Genomic DNA, 19,932 nt, shown 5'->3' with positions numbered 1-19,932 from the left:
GACTTTGATGATGTTTTATGATATTTGTGATAAAAAATGATATTTTATGATAAAAACAATCGCAAATATTCAGGACATTTTATGATAATTTATGACTAGACAATCAAAAAAATAGTGCTTATGATAGATACCTATAAAGCCAATCTGTGAATTTTTTTTGGGTAATCGCAGACTCAACGCATATTTCGTCTATAAATATAACCAACTAGCCGAAAAGCACAATGCACGGAACAAAAACATATTCTCAATTTAAAACCCTCATCTACGAGGAAGAACTAGACCGGATTGCTGGATGGGTTGAAGAGTATCCTAACTTAGAAACAGGTGGAGACTTGTTTGGATTTTGGACTCATTCAGGAGCACCAGTAGTTCAGTATGTCCTTGGGCCAGGGCCAGGTAGCCGACACAATGAGATGAGCTTTTATCAAGATAGAGAGCATTTGATTAAAGCTGGAGAGATTCTCAGGAACAAGCATGGATTACAACATATTGGTGAGTGGCATTCTCACCACCAAATGGGATTAGCGGAACCAAGTGGAGGCGATAGTAATACCGTGATTCGGGCATTACAAAGATACAATTTTCCCAGGTTCCTGCTTTGCATTGCGAACATCCGTCCTAAGTCAGGAATGATGAAAAAATGGAATGTCAATGTTGGCTGTTTTTTGTACTCCAGCCACCAAGCTAATTATCAAGCTGGTGCATGGGTGGTTTTGCCTGGGGAAAGTCCTATTCGCTCCAATTTGAAATGGAGAAATGAATTAAACCGGATAAATTCTCGTCCTTCAAAAAATTGGACTGTTGACGAAACAACTCTTGAACATGAACCTTTGGTAACAACAGAGCCGATAGAGGTATCGGATAAACTATGGTACAGCAGTCAACAAGGTCAAACCATACTGAAAAATATCTTCGACCAAATTCAGAGAAAATTTCAACAATGCGAAATGTCTCGAACAAATGAACAGCGAATTTATTTAACCTTTGATTACCAATATCAAGATGGGTCTGTAGATCGCTGGCGTGCAGATTTTCCAGAGGATTTTCCGCAATCTTCACCTAACCTTAAGGTTAATAATGAAAAAGCTTTTACTGTGCTAGATTGGGATAATAATCCCCCTCATTTTGAGCAAGTTGAAGATTGTATTAATCGTTACTATAATAGAAGGTAAGGATTACTATGACATGGACTCAATTGCAACAACAACGCTTACAAGTAGAACGGCAAATACTTAAAAAGTATTTTCCCAGCTTTAGTTGGATTAATCCAGGAGATTCTAACAATACACGAGTTGAAGGCAATGTTTGCACTAATGCTGGTAACGTATATACTCTCCGAGTTTATGTACCTTCCGATTTTCCTAATTCTCGACCTGATATGGTCGTGACATCACCCTATCCTCTTAAGGGATATCGCGGACAAGACTTAAAGGAATATGGAACAAGCGCAAGTATGCACACTTTAGATCCCAGAGATGGCTATGTCAAGATTTGTCATTACAGAGAGTGGTTGCCTAATTTAACTGTGTACTTAGTTGTGCTGAAAGGTAGAATCTGGCTCGAAGCACTGGAAGGACACAGAAGAACAGGGCAAGCTTTAGATAGTTTTCTTCCTCATATGCAATAAACTCGTCAAACCATAAAGAGATATAAAACTCATGACAAATTCTCAAGATGTAACCCGCCACCTACAAAGAGGTGTTGAAGAAGGGCAAGCGCCTTCAGATCAACAGCTTATGTTTGACCCAACAACTGGTCAGTTGGTAGTGAAGAAACCGTCTGATAGAAGTCCTAGTCCTGATGCTGTAGTTGCCGATCAGATTACCCAAGATGGTTTCTTCAGAGGTTAATTATTATGACTTTTCCCTTAGTTTATATGCACGAAGACCAAGTGCAGACTCTTTTTCGTAACTTTCTACAATCTCAAGTAGATAGGTTTGAAGCTGTTGCATTCGGTTTTGATGATGGTGATGTATTTCATGTTTATACATCTCGACCTAAAACGCAGTTATCCGGTTATCCGTGTACCTCAGTAATTCATTTTTTAACGACGATGCCAGAGGGTGAAACTGGCTTTGCTGTTGCCAGTCAAGTTTATAATACCATGTTTGGCAACCGAGTCAGTCGCCCAGTTAATACTTCTGTCATTGTCTTGTTTGCCATTCAGAATAATGTATTACGCCATCGAGTTTTTATTGGCAACTCAGAAGGGGAATTTCACGAAGGAATCGTTAAATTTATTCCTGAACGCTCAGAACTTTACTCTCGCAGTAAAGGTTTGTTAGAGACTTCAGTGCTTGAAAATTGTAAAATAGGAGTTGTTGGGTTAGGTAGCGGTGGCTCTACTGTAGCACTAGAACTTGCTAAAGCAGGCGTGGGAAATTTTGTCTTGATAGATTTCGATCGCCTAGAGCTAGAAAATGTTGCTAGGCATATTTGTGGAACAGGAGATCTAGGTCGCTACAAGACTAAAGCTGTCAGAGATTTGTTGTATGGAAAAAACCCATATATCCACGTACAAACGGCTGAATTGGACATCAATCAAAATCTTGAGCGAACTAAACTTCTCCTGAAAGATTGTGATTTGATTATTGCTGGTACTGATAATGATAGAAGCCGCTTTAACCTCAATAGTATAGCTCTTGAGTACAAAATTACTACTATTTTTGGCAGAGCATTAACTCGTGCTTGCGGTGGTGACGTTTTGAGAGTACGCCCTCATCAAGGCCCTTGCTTGGGCTGTGTTTTCACTAAGGATTTTTTGGAGAGTCGCCAAGAGGAAATATCTCAGTTTAGACAATCTCGCTCTGAAAGTCCTGCTTATGTTCCAGATGAGGAAGTAAAAGCTACAATTCAGGTTGGTCTTGCTTCTGATATTCTGCCTATTTCTAACATGATTGTTAAATTGGCTTTGGTAGAGCTTTCACGAGGTAAAGCAAGTGGCATTAGTTCATTAGAGGAAGATTTGGTAGCAGACTTTTACATTTGGGGTAATCGTCGAGAGAATACTTATGCCACTTGGCCAAAGATGGAGTATAATTTTAACTCGCCGTCTATTCTGCGTTGGTACGGAGCCAATTGGGAGCGTAATTTATCATGCCCTGTTTGTGGGGAACAACATGAACCTTTGATTGATGAGACTGAGCAAGATAATATTTTTGCCAGCTAGTCCTTCATAACAATAGCAGTGCGATCACCCTTCCTTGAGCCAAGATCTATTTCCACAAGTCTACAAGGAGAATGAATTATGTCCAAAGAAAAGCCACCCGATAAAAGAGATCCAAACGCTTTTGAAAAAAAAGAACAGAGAGTAATATGCCCTTCATGCCAAGGAAAGGGAAAAATAAAACCTAAAGATGCAGTCCGAGAAGCAGCGTGCCAACGGTGTAAAGGGAAAGGTTTTCTGTTAAAATAAGCAGGCGCTTGGGTTGAGTGAAAGCAAAACCCAACACTATCTTTGATCGCTCTTCCTTGAGTAAGCGTGCGATCGCTCTTGATGCGCGATGTGCGATGCTTTCTCTAAGAGCGATCGGTTTACGCGGTTGCAAATTCCGTAAACTGACGCAAACGGGGTGGATGAAAGGCGAGGACAATATCTTCACGGGACACCCCCGCTTGCAGTAAATCAGTTGCAATACCGTCCTCAGTCCGGTCTTCTTCAATCCAAATTTTTCCATCTTTCAGGCGAAGGTGAATGACGTTGCGGTTGATGCGGTTATCTTGATGCCAACCCATTTTTAATAGCAGATAATGCTCGCGAATCGGGTCGAGCAGCAAGACCGATTCAACATCAGAATTGCTCGCTCCTAGCTGCTGGTATTCTTCAAGAATTTTTTGAATTAAATTTCGGTAGCTTTCGAGTTTATCCATCGTTCGATGACCTCCTGGATTGGATTGAAAAGCAATAGGTTAACTTGGTTTTTTTGAATCATTAATTGAGCGAGTGGGGTTTGAAATTTATTATCGTACAAGTTAGCTGGAATTGCCAAGTATAGCTTGAAATTAAGGGTTTGAGCTTCAACAACTTCTTTGTACATGATGTACTGACCGATGGTAGCTTGTAGGTCAGTAATGAAAGATCGTCCGATGAAGCTTTTGACTTCCACAAGTATTCTTTCTTTGTCTCGCGTTGCAGCAATAGATTTCTCGGCAGCAAAATCTGGATATAAGTTATCTCCGCCGTACTCCAGTTCGTAGTTTTCCTTGAGAATTGTCCAGCCATCATTGATGAGCGCCTGTTTTACGGAATCATGGTAAATGTCTTTGGCTGGCATGAGGGGATTGAGGTAGGAAGTTATTCTATTCTAATGTCGATCGGCCCGATAGGAGCGCCTTGTTGCTCCAATTGAGCGCGGATTGTGGCAGCAGCAACAGCAGAATCGCGATCGAAAGGAACAAGGTTAACTCGGCTCAAGAGTTGCTGGAGTTGTGGCGTGTGTTTTGCAGGCTTTGTCTTCGGAAATGTCTTGTAGTTCTTGAAGGATCTTCTCAATTAGCATAAATCAAACACTCCGATAGTTGACAAGATTTTTTCCTCGCCAATTTCCGATCGCTCTCTTATCTAGCATAACACTGTCAGAGCAAGTGCGATCGCCCCCTAATTTTCTGGAAAATAACGCTCCAAAAATTCCCTAGCCGTAACAATAGGAATCCCCTCATATTCCTGCAACACTAACAAATCCAGATCGCCCGTAACAATTACATCAGCATCAGCAGCGATCGCAGTTCCTAAAATCATATTGTCATTAGCATCTCGTAACTCAGGCACGTCGATCGTGGAAATCGGGTAAACTTGCACTAACTCTCGTGTTCCGCTCATTAAACCATTAACGGTAAAACCCAAAGATTGTAATTTTGCCTGGAGTTTTTGTTTGTTCAAGGTATTCTCTAATTCTGCTAGTATTGCTTCTGAAGCACAAATTATGAGTTGATGAGTTCTCGCTAATCTGAATAAACGAGCTGGGATACCTCCCCACAGCCAGCCGGACACAAAGATATTAGTATCCACTACAATTTTCATTTGTGCGACTCTATTTCAGAACCTTTCTCGCGACGCACTTCCCGCACAAGTTCGCAAATTTCTTCCATTGTTAACTCATCAGGATCGGGACTCGCTGCTTCTACTCGCCGTTCCCATTCCTCCCAGTCGAAACCTGCTACCTTCTGAAAGACAATATTATCTGCGGTGACAGTCACTGTATATCTATCCCCAGGCTTTAGTTGAGCTTCAATCTCAGCGGGAATTGCTAACTTACCGTCGGGGTTGACAGGAACAGTAATATTTGATTTCAGAATGTACTCTTGCAGGTGTTCAACAACTCTATCTTGCAGAGTTTCCGGCAGAGATTCCATGATCTTGACCAAAGTGGCGATCGCCCTTGATGACATAGCTTTATCCTCCATTGTTTATACGGCTAATTAAAGTTCCTATATCAGTGATAGTTGACAATATTTTTTCGTCACCCATTCCCGATCGTTCTTTTATCTAAAATAGCACTGTCAGAGCAAGAGCAGTAATTTAGGCACTCAATACCTCATACCATTTTCATAAACTCCTACTACAGATGTAGTTCAAAGCCCCCCCAAGGCATCGGGGGGGTTGGGGGGGTAGATATGTAGCGCTACTTTATGAAATTGGTATCAAATGTAGTTAGCAGAAGGGGGGAAGTTTTAGGCAGAGGGAATTCTTCTAAATAAAGTTCCGTTGCTTCTTTGAGATTTGCGATCGCCTCTTCTATCGTTTCTCCTTGGCTAGCCGTTCCCACTTCAGGACACTCGGCTACATAAACATCCTCTTCCCAATAAACAATTGGCGTGAAAGTACAAGACATTTTTTTGCCAAATTCTTCCTACTCAATATAGCATATCCAGTAGCGTTTTTCAGTCACGATCGCCCTTTCCATTCCTCTACATGATAGAATTAAAACTATTGCAGCCCAAAGGTGAACGGCATGGTACAACAACTCGCCCCACAAACAACACCAGAAATCATCTATCCAGACAGCGACGGTCAACCAATGGCAGACAACACCAAACAATTCCGCTGGATTGTCACAATCAAGGAAAACCTAGAAATCTTATTCGCGACTTTCGCTGACGTATTTATCGCCGGCGACCTACTCTGGTATCCCGTCGAAGGCGATAACAAAATTCGCAAAGCACCTGATATATTAGCAGTCTTTGGTAGACCAAAAGGAGACAGGGGTTCTTACAAACAATGGCAAGAAGATAATATTCCGCCTCAAGTGGTATTTGAAATATTATCCCCTGGAAATACCAGCACAGAAATGCTCAGAAAACTATTCTTCTATCAGAACTACGGAGTAGAAGAATATTATATCTATGACCCAGATACATTAGAATTTACAGGTTCTCAACGAGTAGGCGATCGCCTAGAAGAAATCCCAGAAATCAACGGTTGGGTTAGCCCCCGCTTGGGAATACGGTTTCAACTGACACCAGAAACCCTCGAAATTTATCGCCCAGACGATCGCAAATTCCTCACTTCAGTAGAATTAGATCGACTGCGAGAGCAGGAAAGCCAACGGGCCGATCGCGAACAACAAGAAAAAGAACTCGCTCAACAACAGCTAGAAGCAGAACGCACTCTGCGACAACAGGAACAGCAGCGCTATGAAGCTTTAATAGAATTGCTGCGAGAAAAAGGCATTGACCCCCAACAATTGTAAGGGCGATCGCCCGCCTAACACCAATTCCTCCAGACTTGCTACCCTAAAGAGAGTTCGATTTAATCAAAATCAGCAATTATGAGCGGTACTGTTACATCCCCCAACAACCTCAACCAGCAGCGGCCACTCTCCACAGCATCCGCTGACACTTCGAGTTCCCTGCTGGGCGACTTCATCCAAGAAACACTCGCATTAACCAAACGCCTGTTTATTCAATTACAGCGCCGCCCCTCGACGCTAGTTGCAGGAATTATTCAACCGCTGATGTGGTTGGTTTTATTCGGCGCGCTGTTTGAAAATGCACCCGCCGGCTTGTTCGGAGAAAGCCAAAATTACGGACAATTTCTCGGCGCTGGTGTCATCGTTTTTACTGCCTTTGCAGGGGCGCTGAATGCCGGTTTGCCGATTATGTTCGATCGCGAATTCGGATTTCTCAACCGCCTATTAGTCGCGCCCCTAGCTTCCCGATTCTCGATTGTCCTAGCTTCGGCTATTTTCATCGTCACCCTCAGCTTCATTCAAACCGGCGCAATTGTCACCGCGGGCGCATTCTTGGGCGCGGGATTCCCTGGAATTGCCGGACTAGGGGCGATCGCCCTCATAGTCCTGTTGTTAGTTTTGGGAGTCACGGGTTTGAGTCTCGGTTTAGCCTTCGCTCTTCCCGGTCACGTAGAATTAATTGCGGTAATTTTTGTTACTAACTTACCACTATTATTTGCCAGCACAGCCCTCGCGCCGCTGTCCTTTATGCCAGAGTGGTTGCAAGTTGTGGTTACTCTCAATCCTCTCAGTTATGCGATCGAACCCATCCGCTATTTGTACTTGCACAGCGATTGGTCCCTAGCAAGTGTCGTCATGCAAGCTCCCTGGGGTAATGTCACCTTTGGAGGAGCGTTGTTAGTCTTGCTAGCCTTTGATGCAGTAGCATTGTTGAGCATTCAACCTCTGTTGCGACGGAGATTTGCTTAACCAGAATTTTGTGCGATCGTTGTGCGATGTTAGATGTTAGATTTTAGACTGCTCCCACGGTGACGATCGGGGGATTAGCGATCTAAAATCTATCATTTTTCCTACTTACAACGACCCGCCGCCCAATTTTGATGCCCGCGATTTGGCTGACACTTTGATTGTCTGCCTATCCAGACAATTTCCCACTTATTTTGCTTGAATGCAAGTTCGATACGGTGGCGCATTCCAGCAACAGAATCGTCAGCTAAACCAATGACTGTATGTACAATTACTGCTGTTTCTCGCAGGGGATATTCCACCGAAATTGCATCGCTTTTTCTGCCTTCAGATTCTCGATCGCTACTAAAGAGTTTAGCTGCGATATCTTTAGGGTTAGAGACGGTAATTTGGCGAGTACCCAGGAACTGTTTGACGTTAATTGATTCGTAGTTAGAGCGAGTTGCCGGCTGCGCCATTGCTGCGATCGGAAGTTGGATGCAGGTGAAAACAGCGAGGAAAAAGAGCGATTCCTTGAGAATTAATTTATTCATTATGCTGGAGATTGTGCGAGAAATTTTTGTCTCCTTGATGCGAAAGCAGCCAAGTCTGCTTTGGTGAATTGGGTTTGCTGGAAGGAGGGACGGGAGATTAGGCGATCGCACCAAGCTTGAATTTTCGGATAGCCGTCTATAGATACATCAACCCAAGATAGCAAAGGCACGACGGTACCGGCAACGCAATCGGCATATGTCAAAGTGTTACTAGCGAAAAAAGGGCGATCGTCCAACAAACCTTCAAAGAATGTCAACACAGTATCGACTTTTTCCTTAGCCTTGGCAATTTCCTGCGCTTCAGGAATTCCCCAGCCCATTTTTTCACTGCTGAGGGGGTAAAGTGCCGACCCAAGTTCATTCACCGTGACTAATTCTACCATTTTCACAATTGCCAACTCTTTCGCATCTTTGGGCAGCATTGCCGGTTCGGGATACTTGGCTTCTAGATAATCAAGAATTGCCAGAGATTCGACGACAGTGAAGTCACCATCGACCAAAACTGGGATGCGGTGAAAAGGATTCATTGCCACAAATTCAGGCTCTAAGTGATCGCCGTCCAAGTGGATTTCTACCAATTCAAAGTCGAGGTTTTTTTCGATGAGGGCTACCCACACGCGGCGGGAGTTGGGGGAAATGGGAGTATGGTAAAGTTTCATAACGGTAAAATTTTAACTGGTTCCCAGGTTCTGCCTGGGAACCGATGTCCAGAGGCTCTGCCTCGCCTGCGACAATGGAGGCAGAGCCTCCGGATCTGCGTTACCAGGCAGAGCCTGGTAACGAGTATAATCTAAAATCTAAAATCTAACATCTCCACTTCTCACCTTCCTTAGAGCCGTCAACCCAGTCTAAGCCCCACTTAAAATCTTTATCCATCTCTGACTGGCCTCTAAAATATTTCTCAATCTTGGTAACTTTAAAAGTCTTGTCATCAACATTCTCAAACAAGGCAATGGCACGTACATTTATACCATCTCTATGATCATCCAATTTCACTTCGATATCTGCCTGCTCAATTACCTCTGGCAATTTGATTTTGACAACACCATTAGCCTCAGACCATTTAGCTATGCCCTTATAGATATAAGCGTAAACTAGAATCCGGTTAACTTCAGCAACCTTGTTGCCATTTATCCATAAAGTCTCACCTTTATCACCCTTACGGTCATCTTCACCCAGATGAATATACGGAGTTGTAGAGAAATTACCAAACGATTTGCCCAGGGCTTGTAGAAGGGACTTTTGTCCATCTTTTAGCTCATACAAGCAACCCAGATCAAGATCAATGGCAGTTTTGCTACCAGTTCCTTGACTCCAATTCAGTTGAACTATAATTTCACCCAGTCTGCCACTTGGCGTAATTATCGGGGGTTTTACAGCCTCTTCCTTTGGTTTATTAGAAACAGGAAAATCTGGCTTTTTATCACTACTTGCTGTAGATGTTACCCCCAAATCATTGCCTACTTCTGACTGTATAGTTCTCTTTCTAGTTCTCCGATTTGAATTTAATTTAAGAGGAGGCGGAGTTGAATTATTAGTGGTAAAATCAGCGCTTTTTTCAGACTTAGTTCGCAACACAATAGACTCTTCGTTTCTCAGAGTAGTGACCGGTGGTGTTTGTGGAGGAGGAAGCTTAACCACAGTTTTCTGCTTGTTCTCAGCCACCCTTTTCTCAGCCTTCTCAATAATTTTTTTCAAAACCTCAATTTCTATTGGTTGCTCTTCAAGGTCATATTCAAGGTCATAGGTGTCACCTTCACGACTTAAGTAATCAAGAGCCGCACTCTTATTGAAAGTAGATTCATCAAAACGCTTGATTAAATCTTGGATGGTGTTGGTGTCTTTGATCAAAATTCCCACTTCAAACTCTGGGCTACTTTCCTTAGAGGTGAGAAAGTTATGACTTCCCAGCATGGCAAAGTTGTTATCACACACCAAAAACTTTTCATGGGTACCCAATTCCTTCAAAGAGAGGAACTTAGGATATTCATTTTCGAGTTGACGCAATTTGGGCAATGCTCCATACCAAAATGTATCTATTTGATCTCTAGCCAGATCCTCCAATTTACCCCAACCAATATCAATCCGAACACCTCGCTTTATGAGTTCTTCGCACTTCTCAATCACTACAGCACTAGCCCAAGAAGTCAGCCAAGGACATACCAGAATCAATCGCTCTTGAACATTTTCCAGCGCATCACTAAGCACTTTTCGACTATGAGGACGGTTAAACACTAGCCGATCTTCATATTGCTTATCACTGGGTTCATCGACCTGACTTGTGATGATATCAGGTCGATTTTCTAACAGAGACTTTAAATCGTCTAGTTTTTGCTCTATTCTCTGGTTTTGCTCAAGCAGGCTGCCATGACTCTCACTCAATTTGTCTAATTGTTGCTGCAACTCTCTCAAGCGTTGATTTTGCAAAGTTAGTTTGGGCTTCGGTTTCTGAGAATTGTCTTTATTTTCATTAGACATAGACACATTACCTCAAATTTTTTTATACAGCGGTTCCCTAAAGTAAGAGTACCTAAGCTCCTTCTGAGTATATCAGTCAACAAAAAAAAATAGCTGTCACCAGGTGACAGCTATTTTTTTATCAAAAAGGCGGGCATTATTGCCCGCCCCATCAAACTAGCGATATCTGCGTGGAGAAGCTCTAAGAATTTAAGATCATTCCCTAGATCCGCAGCCTCATCCTCATTTTTTTCTATATCTTCAATTACTTGCAAACGTTCTTGATAGGCATTGATTTGGTGTTCAATCGCTTCTATAATAAACCTGAAATCTTTAAATGATAGATTCATGTTAGCTTACTATCCTATAAATCACCTCTACAGGTAGTATGAGGGATCGATTTCAGAGTCATCGTCAGAGGTACGTTCGGCACGAATCTCGTCCATAATTTCCTGAAAATCTGGATCGTCTTTAAACACACCCGCAAATTGCATCCAGGTGGGTTCTGAAGCCTGAATCGGTACTTCCCAGGAAATAGCTTCAATATGCTTAAGTCTTTCTAACAATGTGGTTTGAAGTTGGGTAATGGCTTCTTCCCGATTTGCTGCTTCAACTCGACAGTGCGGAAACTCGAAAACAGAAGCAGAAACCTGTCCTGATGAGAGAGTTTCTAACAGGAGTGTCACTTTCCATTGGCTAGATGGTTGGGATTGCAATACATTTAAGCTTGTTACCATGTTTCAATCACGATTTTTAAGTGCTGTCTTGATTGTATCGCAGAAAAAAATCCCTCACCATTTCCGGCAAGGGGCGATCGCTATGAACCCAAAGTCACACTAAATCCCGATGGATGAATGTTGGGTTTTATCCCCCAACGCACCATACGGAAAAGCAGCAATGCCTTCGGCGGGGTTCCCCAACGCACTACAGCGTCCAATCTTCGATCGAGAGTCCGGGAACTTGCCCAAAGTCTCGTTTGTTGCCAGTGATCACCGTAGCACCGACGGATAAGGCAATGGCTGCAATCCGCATATCTTTTTGCAGGGGCTTTTTCCGCAGGGGCGGGTGATCCTTTAACAGTTTCTTGAGACAAGTATCAGCTTCCGGTGTAAAGTTCAGTACCTCAATAGTTTGGAGAAATTTTACAGTTGTCCAAAGTTTATAATAGAGTCCAGGTAAGTTATCCACCTGGGACGGATGGTTAATCCTGCCAACCCAGCCATTGAAGAGTTCTTGAACCGTGACAATAGTGACGGAAATCTCATGTTTTGCTGCGTTGGTGATAACTTGAGGACTATTCTGGAGAATGAGTGAAACGTGATCGGTATCCAGAATACATTTTTTAGATAGGGAAACGGTTTTTTGGGGCATTTTAACTCCTCTGTTTAGCAACGGTCACGCAGGGTTAGGCTTTTGGGTATATAACCTCGCTCGCGTTTTGATTACAGAGGCACGGGGCCCTTATGGATTGTGCGTTTAGTTAATTTCGCTTCAGAGTTAAAGTTATGCCTATGCTAAAAACCGTTATCAATTTAACAGGGCAGGCCCTAAAGCCCGCCCCATCAAACGATCGACTATCGATTAATAATCGAAGTCGCCGCCACCCATGCCGCCGCCACCGCCAGCAGCAGCGCCTTCCTTCGGTTCAGGCTTGTCAACAACGATGCACTCGGTTGTCAGCACCATGCCAGCAATAGATGCTGCATTTTGCAGAGCAGAGCGAGTCACCTTCGCAGGGTCAACGATACCAGCTTCAAACATATCGACAAACTCATTTGTCGCTGCGTTGAAACCAACGTTAAATGGCTTTTCTTTGACGCGCTCAGCGATGACAGCGCCATTCAAACCAGCATTTTCAGCAATCCGCTTCAGAGGAGCAGCCAAAGCACGGGCAACAATTAATGCGCCGGTCAATTCTTCGCCCTTGAGGTTGCCATTAGCCCACTCTTCTAATTGAGGAGTCAGGTGAGCTAAAGTTGTACCACCACCAGGAACGATGCCTTCTTCCACAGCAGCTTTGGTGGCGTTGATCGCATCTTCTAAACGCAGTTTGCGATCCTTCATTTCGGTTTCAGTCGCAGCGCCAACTTTGATGACTGCAACGCCACCAGCCAATTTGGCCAAGCGTTCTTGCAGTTTTTCTTTGTCGTAGGAAGATTCGGTTTCGTCCATTTGACGACGAATTTGTTCGCAGCGAGATTTGACAGCGACTTCGTTACCTTCGGCAACAATTGTGGTGCTGTCTTTGGTGATGGTGATGCGGCGAGCTTTGCCGATCATGTCCAGTTTGGTGTTTTCCAGTTTCAAACCGGCGTCTTCGGTGATTAGTTGACCGCCGGTCAATACGGCGATATCTTCTAACATGGCTTTGCGTCGATCGCCAAAACCAGGTGCTTTGACAGCAGTTACATTCAGCACACCGCGCAGTTTGTTGACAACGAGGGTAGCTAAAGCTTCTTTCTCAATGTCTTCTGCAATGATCAGCAGCGGGCTTCCAGAACGTGCTACTTGTTCGAGCACTGGTACTAAGTCTTGTACCATGCCGATTTTTTTGTCTGTCAGCAAGATGAAGGGATTGTCAAGCACTGCTTCCATCCGTTCGGTGTCGGTGACGAAGTAAGGCGAAATGTAGCCTTTGTCGAAGCGCATCCCTTCGGTGATTTCGAGTTCGGTGGTCATGGATTTGCCTTCTTCAAGGGAAATCACGCCTTCTTTGCCCACTTTGTCCATGGCGTTGGCAATCATTTGGCCAACTTCGTCGTCGTTGCCGGCGGAGATGGAGCCGACTTGAGCGATGGCTTTAGAATCTTCTACTTGTTTGGCGTGTTCGGCAATCTTTTCTACCAAAAAGGTGGTTGCTTTGTCAACACCGCGTTTGAGGGCGATCGCATTTGCACCAGCAGCTACGTTCCGCAGGCCTTCTTTGACCATTGCGTGGGCGAGAACGGTAGCAGTTGTGGTGCCGTCGCCTGCTGCGTCGTTGGTTTTGGAAGCGGCTTGACGAATTAGAGCAACGCCTGTGTTTTCTACATGGTCTTCTAGTTCGATTTCTTTGGCGATGGTAACGCCGTCATTGACGATTTGAGGAGCTCCGAATTTCTTTTCGAGAACTACGTTACGGCCTTTGGGACCGAGGGTGACTGCTACTGCTTCGGCGAGAATGTCCATACCGCGTTCGAGGGCGCGACGTGCATTTTCGTTGTAGATTATACGCTTAGCCATAGTTTTTTGGGGGTTTTGGGTTTAAGATTTGCGATTTTGTAGGCGGTGATTGATATCAGTCATTTGTCCTGTGTCATTAGTTTTTTTGCGTTATGGGCGATCGAACTAATGACTGATGACTAATGACTAATGACTAAGGATTAATTAGTTAACGATCGCCAGAATATCTTTTTCTGCCAACAAGACGTATTCGTCGGTGCCAAGTTTGATGTCGGTGCCGGCATACTTCGAGTAGAGAACTTTGTCACCGACTTTGACTTCCATTTCCACGCGCTGACCGTCGTCATTGCGTTTGCCGGGGCCCACTGCCGCGACTTCCCCTACTTGGGGCTTTTCTTTGGCTGTGTCAGGCAGAAGGATGCCGCCGGCGGTTTTTTCTTCGCTAGCGCTTACTTTCACGAACACGCGCTCGCCTAGTGGTTTAACGGTAGAAACACTCAGTGATACTGCTGCCATAAATAAATCTCCAGATTACAGATTGTCGTCAGTCAGTGGTCAGGAGTCACTGTCCAAGCAACAGCCGACTACTTACAACTGACATATTAGCACTCTCGACTCCTGAGTGCTAATTTAGCTTTAGTTAAGGGCGATCGCAACTTGCGTGTCTGTACGGGTTCCCGAACCCAGAAGGAGTGGGAGAGTCGGAAAGTGGCGGAGACTGGGGGAGTCCCAGAGGGGGAGAGTGGGGGAGTGAGGTAAAATTTAAAATCTATTTACCAAGGAATTCAGATGTCAGAAAATCAGGATGAATCTTGCTCTCAAGACTTGAGGGTGTGTGTGGAAAACCTGGGACTGGCTCACATAGAGCGACATATTTTTATCTGTGCCGACCAAACCGTACCCAAGTGCTGCGATCGCGCCGCCAGTCTCGAAGCATGGAATTACCTCAAAAAACGCTTGCAAGAACTGGGATTGGATCGGCCCAGTGTCTCACGGCCTACCTGCATCTTTCGTACCAAAGCCAATTGCCTACGAGTTTGTACTCAAGGGCCAATCATGGTAGTCTATCCAGACGGAGTTTGGTATCGCGACGTTACACCCGCCGTCATCGAGAGAATTATTCAGGAACATCTCCTCAACTCCCAGGTGGTTCAAGAATACGCTTTCTTGACTCAACCTTTACCAGTAACAACTCAGAGGGAGCAAAACCTTTAATTGTAGCGTTTAAATGTTAAATTTAAGGGTGAGAATCTGATGACCGTTCAGTGTCGAGTCGATCGCACCTGTGACAGCTCAAAGTAGCGTGAGTTTGCCCAAAAAGTTTCTCAGTGCTAGGCAGTAAGCAATTTGCCAAACTACACTAGAAAAAGTTAAACACGTAAGTAGGGATTCTGCTTAAATCTCTCTATATCAGAAGTATCATTTAAAACCGGGGCATCAACCTGCAATTAAACCGATCGAGATTAAATATAACTAAGGCTCTCCCAGACAGTCTCCAATCAATTAAGGTCGATCGTTACAGGATCGATCGCCCATCACAGGTTTTGGCTCCGTTCCTAGTCGCAAGACATTCACAAACGGGCATCAACCACAGGTTCGGAAGCGGTAATACCCGCCCCGCTTTCCCCTCACCGCAATCCCTTCACCCCATCACCGTCCTCCAAACCCCCGCAGGGGATAAGGGGGGACGGCCCGAAAACACCGGAGTGAAAACAAGCAAGCCAGCGGAATACTTTAGCGGGAATTAACATGACAAAGGAAAATAATTCAGGAGAGCAAAAAAGGCTGATGCTGGTTGACGACGACCCCAACTTGATCTTGCTAGTCAAGGATTACTTAGAGTTTCGGGGTTATAACGTCATTACAGCAGAAAACGGCAGACACGCTCTGGAAAAACTAGAACAAGAAGTTCCCGACTTGATCATCTGCGATGTGATGATGCCGGAAATGGATGGGTACACTCTAGTCAAGCACATCAGAGAAGACCCTCGCACTAACTGGATTCCTGTTCTATTCTTATCTGCTAAAGGTCAAAGCTCAGACCGAGTAAAAGGCTTGAGCACGGGGGCTGATGTTTATATAGTTAAACCTTTTGAGCCCGAAGAACTGGTAGCTCAAGTAGAATCTTCTTTGAAAGCCGCATCCCGCTTGATTCGGCACCGCAATGAAGGTATTGACAGCGGGCTCAAAATTAAAGCGCGACGCAATGTCGAATTGACTCCCACTGAGTTAAAGGTGGTACAGTTGCTAGCCCAAGGTATGGCAAACCGCCAAATCGCAGAGGTAATGAATGTCAGCCAGCGAACTATAGAAAGCCACGTCAGCAATATGCTAGGCAAAACCGGTCTCCACAACCGGACAGAGTTAGCTCGCTGGGCATTAGAAAGCAAAAAAGCTTAAGCTGGGTGGGCTGCTATAAAATGAGGGGGTTGATTAACAGCAAGACTTTTTCTAACATTTGTAACGGAAAAGGTGTTGCCAAGGCGCTGCGCTATGCCACGCAGGCGGTCGGGCTGTAGTCAGTCGTTAGAACCCCCATTAACCTTGACACCGAAGCCGCCCCGCTTAGTTGATAGATGTCTGGTTTTTTGGCAGGATGGCTCAATTATGGGAGCTTTTAAAAAAGCCCTCTGGCGGTAGAGCCTAAAATATGAAATACTGGGGAGATAGAGTTTTCTGAAGTTTAATCTATTGCCTCAGTTAGCTCCATATTGCTAAAATGTGATATTTAGATTAATTTCTTTCTACAATTATTAGGTCTAAGTTCTATGACAAACTTAATGAACCGCCTTTCTATTTTTGTGGACGGGAACAATATGTTCTACGCTCAACAAAAGAACGGTTGGTTTTTTGATCCCCGTAGGGTGCTTGAATATTTCAAAACTTCGCAGCCCAATGTAATCTTGATTAATGCTTTCTGGTATACAGGTCTGAAAGACCCGCAAGATCAAAGGGGGTTTCGAGATGCTTTAATCAGTCTGGGTTACACAGTCCGCACAAAGATTCTTAAGGAATATTACGATGATGCTTCTGGTCGATATTCTCAAAAGGCTAATTTAGACATAGAAATTGTGGTTGATATGTTTAATACGGTGGATCAATATGACCAAGTGGTGCTGTTTAGCGGGGATGGGGATTTTGAAAGAGCGATCGAGCTACTGCGCTCGAAAAATACTCATATTACTGTGGTATCAACCGAAGGCATGATTGCCAGAGAACTCCGAAATGCCACAGATAGGTATATAGACTTAAATGAAATTAGGGAACATATCGAAAAAATGGATTATTAGTTATTAGTTAGTAGTTATTAGTTAGTAGTTATTAGTTAGTAGTTAGTAGTTATTAGTTAGTAGTTATTAGTTAATAGTTATTAGTTAGGGTGGGGAGGTATAAAAAATAGAATAGTGACGAAGGACTAATTGCCAAAAACGGTGTACACCTAAAATTCAAGGGATAATTTTTGAAAAATATGAACACTCAACAAAAGCAAGACCGGATTCTGATTTTTGATACGACTTTGCGCGACGGAGAACAATCTCCAGGCGCATCTCTGAATGTGGAGGAAAAACTGACGATCGCCCGTCAGTTAGCCAGATTGGGTGTAGACATCATCGAAGCAGGTTTCCCTTTCACCAGCCCCGGCGATTTTGAGGCAGTTCAAAAAATAGCCAGAGCAGTGGGCACAGAAAATGGGCCGACAATTTGTGGCTTAGCCAGGGCAAGAAAGCCAGACATCAAAACAGCAGCCGAAGCTCTGAAGCCAGCCGCCAATGCGCGAATTCATACGTTTCTGGCTACGTCTGATATTCACTTGGAATATAAACTGAAAAAGACGCGGGCCCAAGTGCTGGAAATAGTGCCAGAAATGGTAGCTTATGCTAAGTCTTTTGTCGAAGATGTGGAATTTTCCCCCGAAGATGCTTGCCGTTCTGAACCAGAGTTTTTATATCAAGTTCTGGAACAGGCGATCGCAGCCGGGGCCACCACTGTGAATATTCCCGATACAGTCGGCTACACAACTCCCAGCGAGTATGGTGCTTTGATTAGGGGAATTAAAGAAAATGTCCCCAATATCGATCGCGCAATTATTTCAGTCCACGGTCACAATGATTTAGGACTAGCAGTAGCTAACTTTTTGGAAGCAGTTAAAAATGGTGCAAGACAGTTGGAATGCACGATTAATGGCATTGGCGAACGAGCCGGAAATGCCGCTCTGGAAGAGTTAGTGATGGCCCTGTACGTGCGACGTCAATATTTTAATCCATTTTTGGGTAGACCAGCAGAATCAGAAGAGCCACTGACCAATATTGACTCGCGCCAAATTTACAAAACATCGCGCTTAGTTTCCAATTTGACCGGGATGTTGGTGCAGCCAAATAAGGCGATTGTAGGGGCAAATGCCTTCGCTCACGAGTCGGGAATTCACCAAGACGGGGTGCTGAAAAATAAGCGGACCTACGAGATTATGGACGCTGAATCCATCGGCTTAACCGAAAATCAAATTGTGTTGGGCAAATTGTCCGGCCGTCACGCTTTTCAGACTCGCTTGAAAGAGTTGGGTTTTGAAATGGCTGATGATGAACTAAATAAGGCTTTTGTCAAATTTAAGGATTTAGCTGACAAGAAAAAAGAGATTACTGATTGGGACTTGGAGGCGATCGCCAACAACGAAGTCCATCAAGCACCGGAACTTTTCCGGTTAGAATTAGTGCAGGTTTCCTGTGGCGACAAATCTCGTCCCACAGCTACAGTCACCGTGCGGACTCCGACGGGAGAAGAATTGACAGATGCGGCGATCGGCACTGGCCCAGTAGATGCAATTTACAGAGCAATTAACCGGGTAGTAAATCTCCCCAATGAGTTGATTGAGTTTTCGGTACAATCGGTGACAGCGGGAATTGATGCGATCGGCGAAGTCACAATTCGCTTGCGTCACCAAGGCCAAGTATTTTCCGGCCACTCAGCCAATACAGACATTCTTGTAGCCTCCGCCGAAGCTTACATCAGCGCTTTAAATCGCCTTTACGGAGTATTGCAGCAGGAATCTACTGCTGGTAAGACATCCAAAGTTGTAACAGTCGCTCAGTCATAAATTGGCAATTATTTACCAATTTTCAGTTAATTTGTAGGGCGGGCATTGCTCGCCCTACTGCTGTAAAATTACCAAAAAATCAGCGAAAATGTTGTTGGCAGCGAGTTAGATAAAATCCGGTAGCATCTGAATTATTCACCTCTCTATTCTCTTCCTCTGTGCCCTCTGTGTTCTCTGCGGTTAAATCATTCCCATGCAACTAATTAAGATTCCATAATATGCAAGAAGAAACCTTACAAAAAGAGCGACAATTCCACGATGCTTGGGCATCCACAATCGACGTAGACGGCATCCGCGTCAACGATTACTTTGAAGCTTGTACCGCCCCCGAAAATAGATTCATCGTCCAACAAATGGGCGACATCACGGGCAAACGCCTCCTAGATTTAGGCTGTGGTGCAGGAGAAAATAGCGTTTATTTTGCAAAAAAAGGCGCGCTGTGTACGGCGGCTGACTATTCTCAGGGCATGGTAGAAGTTGCTCTGAAATTAGCAGAGACAAACGGCGTCAAAATCGAAGGTTGCACGGTAAATGCCATGGCGCTAGATTTCCCAGATAATAGTTTTGATATTGTTTACGCTTCTAATTTACTGCACCATATACCAGAACCCGAAAAGGCGATTCGGGAAATGCACCGCGTGTTGAAACCGGGCGGCAAAGCTTGTTTTTGGGACCCGATGAAGCACAATCCAGTCATTAATGTTTACCGCAGGATGGCGACTGAAGTGCGCACTGAGGATGAAACTCCTTTGGATATTAATATTGTGAAATTTGTCAACTCTTTGTTTTCCGAGACAGCTTACGATACATTTTGGTTGACATCGCTTTGGATTTTTTTACGTTTTTATTTAATCGAAAAAGTGCATCCCAATGAGGAACGTTATTGGAAGAAGATTATTATTGAACAAGAGAGATTAAAACCAGAATATTCTCGGTTAGAAGGGTTGGATGGTTTGTTAAAGAAGTTGCCTTTGATGAAACGGTTGGCTTGGAATTTGGCTGTGGTAGCCACTAAGTAATTTCAGGAAGTACC

24 protein-coding genes are annotated in these 19,932 nt (G+C 44.2%); 11 read left to right on the top strand and 13 right to left on the bottom strand.

The genetic code is table 11. The annotated features are described in order from the left end of the window. The first annotated feature begins 221 nt into the window (after nt 1-221). Genes AAFP14_RS15645 through AAFP14_RS15630 form a run of 4 tightly spaced genes read left to right on the top strand, consistent with a single transcriptional unit; the run spans nt 222 to nt 3,169 of the window. A complete protein-coding gene (locus tag AAFP14_RS15645) occupies nt 222-1,172 on the top strand; it encodes a hypothetical protein (protein ID WP_341733174.1) in 951 nt (316 codons plus the stop codon). 8 nt (nt 1,173-1,180) lie between these two features. Further along, the gene (locus tag AAFP14_RS15640; RefSeq protein WP_341733173.1) at nt 1,181-1,627 is read left to right on the top strand and encodes a ubiquitin-conjugating enzyme family protein; all 447 of its coding nucleotides are present in this window, start codon (nt 1,181-1,183) and stop codon (nt 1,625-1,627) included. A gap of 31 nt (nt 1,628-1,658) precedes the next feature. Next, complete coding sequence (locus AAFP14_RS15635; RefSeq protein WP_341733172.1) at nt 1,659-1,850, top strand: hypothetical protein; 192 nt, start codon at nt 1,659-1,661, stop codon at nt 1,848-1,850. A gap of 5 nt (nt 1,851-1,855) precedes the next feature. Continuing rightward, complete coding sequence (locus AAFP14_RS15630) at nt 1,856-3,169, top strand: HesA/MoeB/ThiF family protein (RefSeq protein WP_341733171.1); 1,314 nt, start codon at nt 1,856-1,858, stop codon at nt 3,167-3,169. Nucleotides 3,170-3,534: 365 nt separating this feature from the next. Here the strand turns inward: AAFP14_RS15630 and AAFP14_RS15625 are convergent, their stop codons facing one another. The 5 genes from AAFP14_RS15625 to AAFP14_RS15605 all read right to left on the bottom strand — a co-directional run bounded on the left by AAFP14_RS15625 (nt 3,535) and on the right by AAFP14_RS15605 (nt 5,831). Continuing rightward, the gene (locus AAFP14_RS15625; RefSeq protein WP_341733170.1) at nt 3,535-3,870 is read right to left on the bottom strand and encodes a XisI protein; all 336 of its coding nucleotides are present in this window, start codon (nt 3,868-3,870) and stop codon (nt 3,535-3,537) included. After that, complete coding sequence (locus AAFP14_RS15620; protein WP_341733169.1) at nt 3,840-4,274, bottom strand: XisH family protein; 435 nt, start codon at nt 4,272-4,274, stop codon at nt 3,840-3,842. Before AAFP14_RS15620 ends, AAFP14_RS15625 begins: the two co-directional genes overlap by 31 nt. Nucleotides 4,275-4,597: 323 nt before the next feature. Beyond that, nucleotides 4,598-5,020 carry a putative toxin-antitoxin system toxin component, PIN family gene (locus AAFP14_RS15615; protein WP_341733168.1) on the bottom strand — a complete coding sequence of 141 codons (423 nt, stop codon included), beginning with the start codon at nt 5,018-5,020 and terminating at the stop codon, nt 4,598-4,600. Then, entirely contained in the window at nt 5,017-5,403 is a 387-nt protein-coding gene (locus AAFP14_RS15610; protein ID WP_341733167.1) for a hypothetical protein, read from the bottom strand. Before AAFP14_RS15610 ends, AAFP14_RS15615 begins: the two co-directional genes overlap by 4 nt. Before the next feature lie 218 nt (nt 5,404-5,621). Next, complete coding sequence (locus tag AAFP14_RS15605) at nt 5,622-5,831, bottom strand: type II toxin-antitoxin system HicB family antitoxin (protein WP_341733166.1); 210 nt, start codon at nt 5,829-5,831, stop codon at nt 5,622-5,624. Nucleotides 5,832-5,951: 120 nt separating this feature from the next. Between AAFP14_RS15605 and AAFP14_RS15600 the strand changes: the two genes are divergently transcribed. Continuing rightward, complete coding sequence (locus AAFP14_RS15600) at nt 5,952-6,689, top strand: Uma2 family endonuclease (protein ID WP_341733165.1); 738 nt, start codon at nt 5,952-5,954, stop codon at nt 6,687-6,689. Between the two features lie 78 nt (nt 6,690-6,767). After that, nucleotides 6,768-7,658 (top strand): ABC transporter permease, encoded by an 891-nt coding sequence (locus tag AAFP14_RS15595; protein WP_341733164.1) that lies wholly within the window; start codon nt 6,768-6,770, stop codon nt 7,656-7,658. A gap of 101 nt (nt 7,659-7,759) precedes the next feature. On the opposite strand, the gene AAFP14_RS15590 is transcribed toward AAFP14_RS15595, so the two are convergent. From AAFP14_RS15590 to groES, 8 genes are all read right to left on the bottom strand, one after another. Then, on the bottom strand, nt 7,760-8,188 hold the full coding sequence (locus AAFP14_RS15590) for a hypothetical protein (protein WP_341733163.1): 429 nt from the start codon (nt 8,186-8,188) through the stop codon (nt 7,760-7,762). Continuing rightward, a complete protein-coding gene (locus AAFP14_RS15585; protein ID WP_341733162.1) occupies nt 8,188-8,847 on the bottom strand; it encodes a glutathione S-transferase family protein in 660 nt (219 codons plus the stop codon). The genes AAFP14_RS15590 and AAFP14_RS15585 overlap by 1 nt, the downstream gene beginning before the upstream one ends. 145 nt (nt 8,848-8,992) lie before the next feature. Next, on the bottom strand, nt 8,993-10,666 hold the full coding sequence (locus tag AAFP14_RS15580) for a phospholipase D-like domain-containing protein (RefSeq protein ID WP_341733161.1): 1,674 nt from the start codon (nt 10,664-10,666) through the stop codon (nt 8,993-8,995). A 110-nt stretch (nt 10,667-10,776) separates the two neighbouring features. Further along, nucleotides 10,777-10,995: a hypothetical protein gene (locus tag AAFP14_RS15575; RefSeq protein ID WP_341733160.1), complete on the bottom strand. Its 219-nt coding sequence runs from the start codon at nt 10,993-10,995 to the stop codon at nt 10,777-10,779. A gap of 27 nt (nt 10,996-11,022) precedes the next feature. After that, nucleotides 11,023-11,382, bottom strand: coding sequence for a hypothetical protein (locus tag AAFP14_RS15570; RefSeq protein ID WP_341733159.1), 360 nt, complete (start codon nt 11,380-11,382; stop codon nt 11,023-11,025). Between the two features lie 187 nt (nt 11,383-11,569). Beyond that, on the bottom strand, nt 11,570-12,016 hold the full coding sequence (locus AAFP14_RS15565; RefSeq protein WP_341733158.1) for a type II toxin-antitoxin system VapC family toxin: 447 nt from the start codon (nt 12,014-12,016) through the stop codon (nt 11,570-11,572). A 210-nt stretch (nt 12,017-12,226) separates the two neighbouring features. Further along, the gene (gene groL, locus AAFP14_RS15560; RefSeq protein ID WP_341733157.1) at nt 12,227-13,867 is read right to left on the bottom strand and encodes a chaperonin GroEL; all 1,641 of its coding nucleotides are present in this window, start codon (nt 13,865-13,867) and stop codon (nt 12,227-12,229) included. Nucleotides 13,868-14,011: 144 nt separating this feature from the next. Next, nucleotides 14,012-14,323 carry a co-chaperone GroES gene (gene groES, locus AAFP14_RS15555; RefSeq protein WP_096828723.1) on the bottom strand — a complete coding sequence of 104 codons (312 nt, stop codon included), beginning with the start codon at nt 14,321-14,323 and terminating at the stop codon, nt 14,012-14,014. 273 nt (nt 14,324-14,596) lie between these two features. Here groES and AAFP14_RS15550 point away from each other — a divergent pair, with 273 nt between their 5' ends. The 5 genes from AAFP14_RS15550 (at nt 14,597) to AAFP14_RS15530 (ending at nt 19,918) form a co-directional block, all read left to right on the top strand. Continuing rightward, nucleotides 14,597-15,022 (top strand): (2Fe-2S) ferredoxin domain-containing protein, encoded by a 426-nt coding sequence (locus tag AAFP14_RS15550; protein WP_341733156.1) that lies wholly within the window; start codon nt 14,597-14,599, stop codon nt 15,020-15,022. 534 nt (nt 15,023-15,556) lie between these two features. Further along, nucleotides 15,557-16,207, top strand: coding sequence for a response regulator transcription factor (locus tag AAFP14_RS15545; RefSeq protein WP_341733155.1), 651 nt, complete (start codon nt 15,557-15,559; stop codon nt 16,205-16,207). 368 nt (nt 16,208-16,575) lie between these two features. Then, the gene (locus AAFP14_RS15540) at nt 16,576-17,097 is read left to right on the top strand and encodes a LabA-like NYN domain-containing protein (RefSeq protein WP_006633075.1); all 522 of its coding nucleotides are present in this window, start codon (nt 16,576-16,578) and stop codon (nt 17,095-17,097) included. A gap of 179 nt (nt 17,098-17,276) precedes the next feature. Next, a complete protein-coding gene (locus AAFP14_RS15535) occupies nt 17,277-18,899 on the top strand; it encodes a 2-isopropylmalate synthase (RefSeq protein ID WP_341733154.1) in 1,623 nt (540 codons plus the stop codon). A 218-nt stretch (nt 18,900-19,117) separates the two neighbouring features. After that, the gene (locus tag AAFP14_RS15530; protein ID WP_341733153.1) at nt 19,118-19,918 is read left to right on the top strand and encodes a class I SAM-dependent methyltransferase; all 801 of its coding nucleotides are present in this window, start codon (nt 19,118-19,120) and stop codon (nt 19,916-19,918) included. Nucleotides 19,919-19,932: the final 14 nt, after the last annotated feature.

It is taken from the genome of Microcoleus sp. EPA2 (assembly GCA_020882975.1).
In the GTDB taxonomy this organism is placed as follows: Bacteria; Cyanobacteriota; Cyanobacteriia; order Cyanobacteriales; family Microcoleaceae; genus Microcoleus.
The sequence above is the reverse complement of the archived record's forward strand: the minus strand, read 5'-3'. Positions and strand labels throughout refer to the sequence as shown.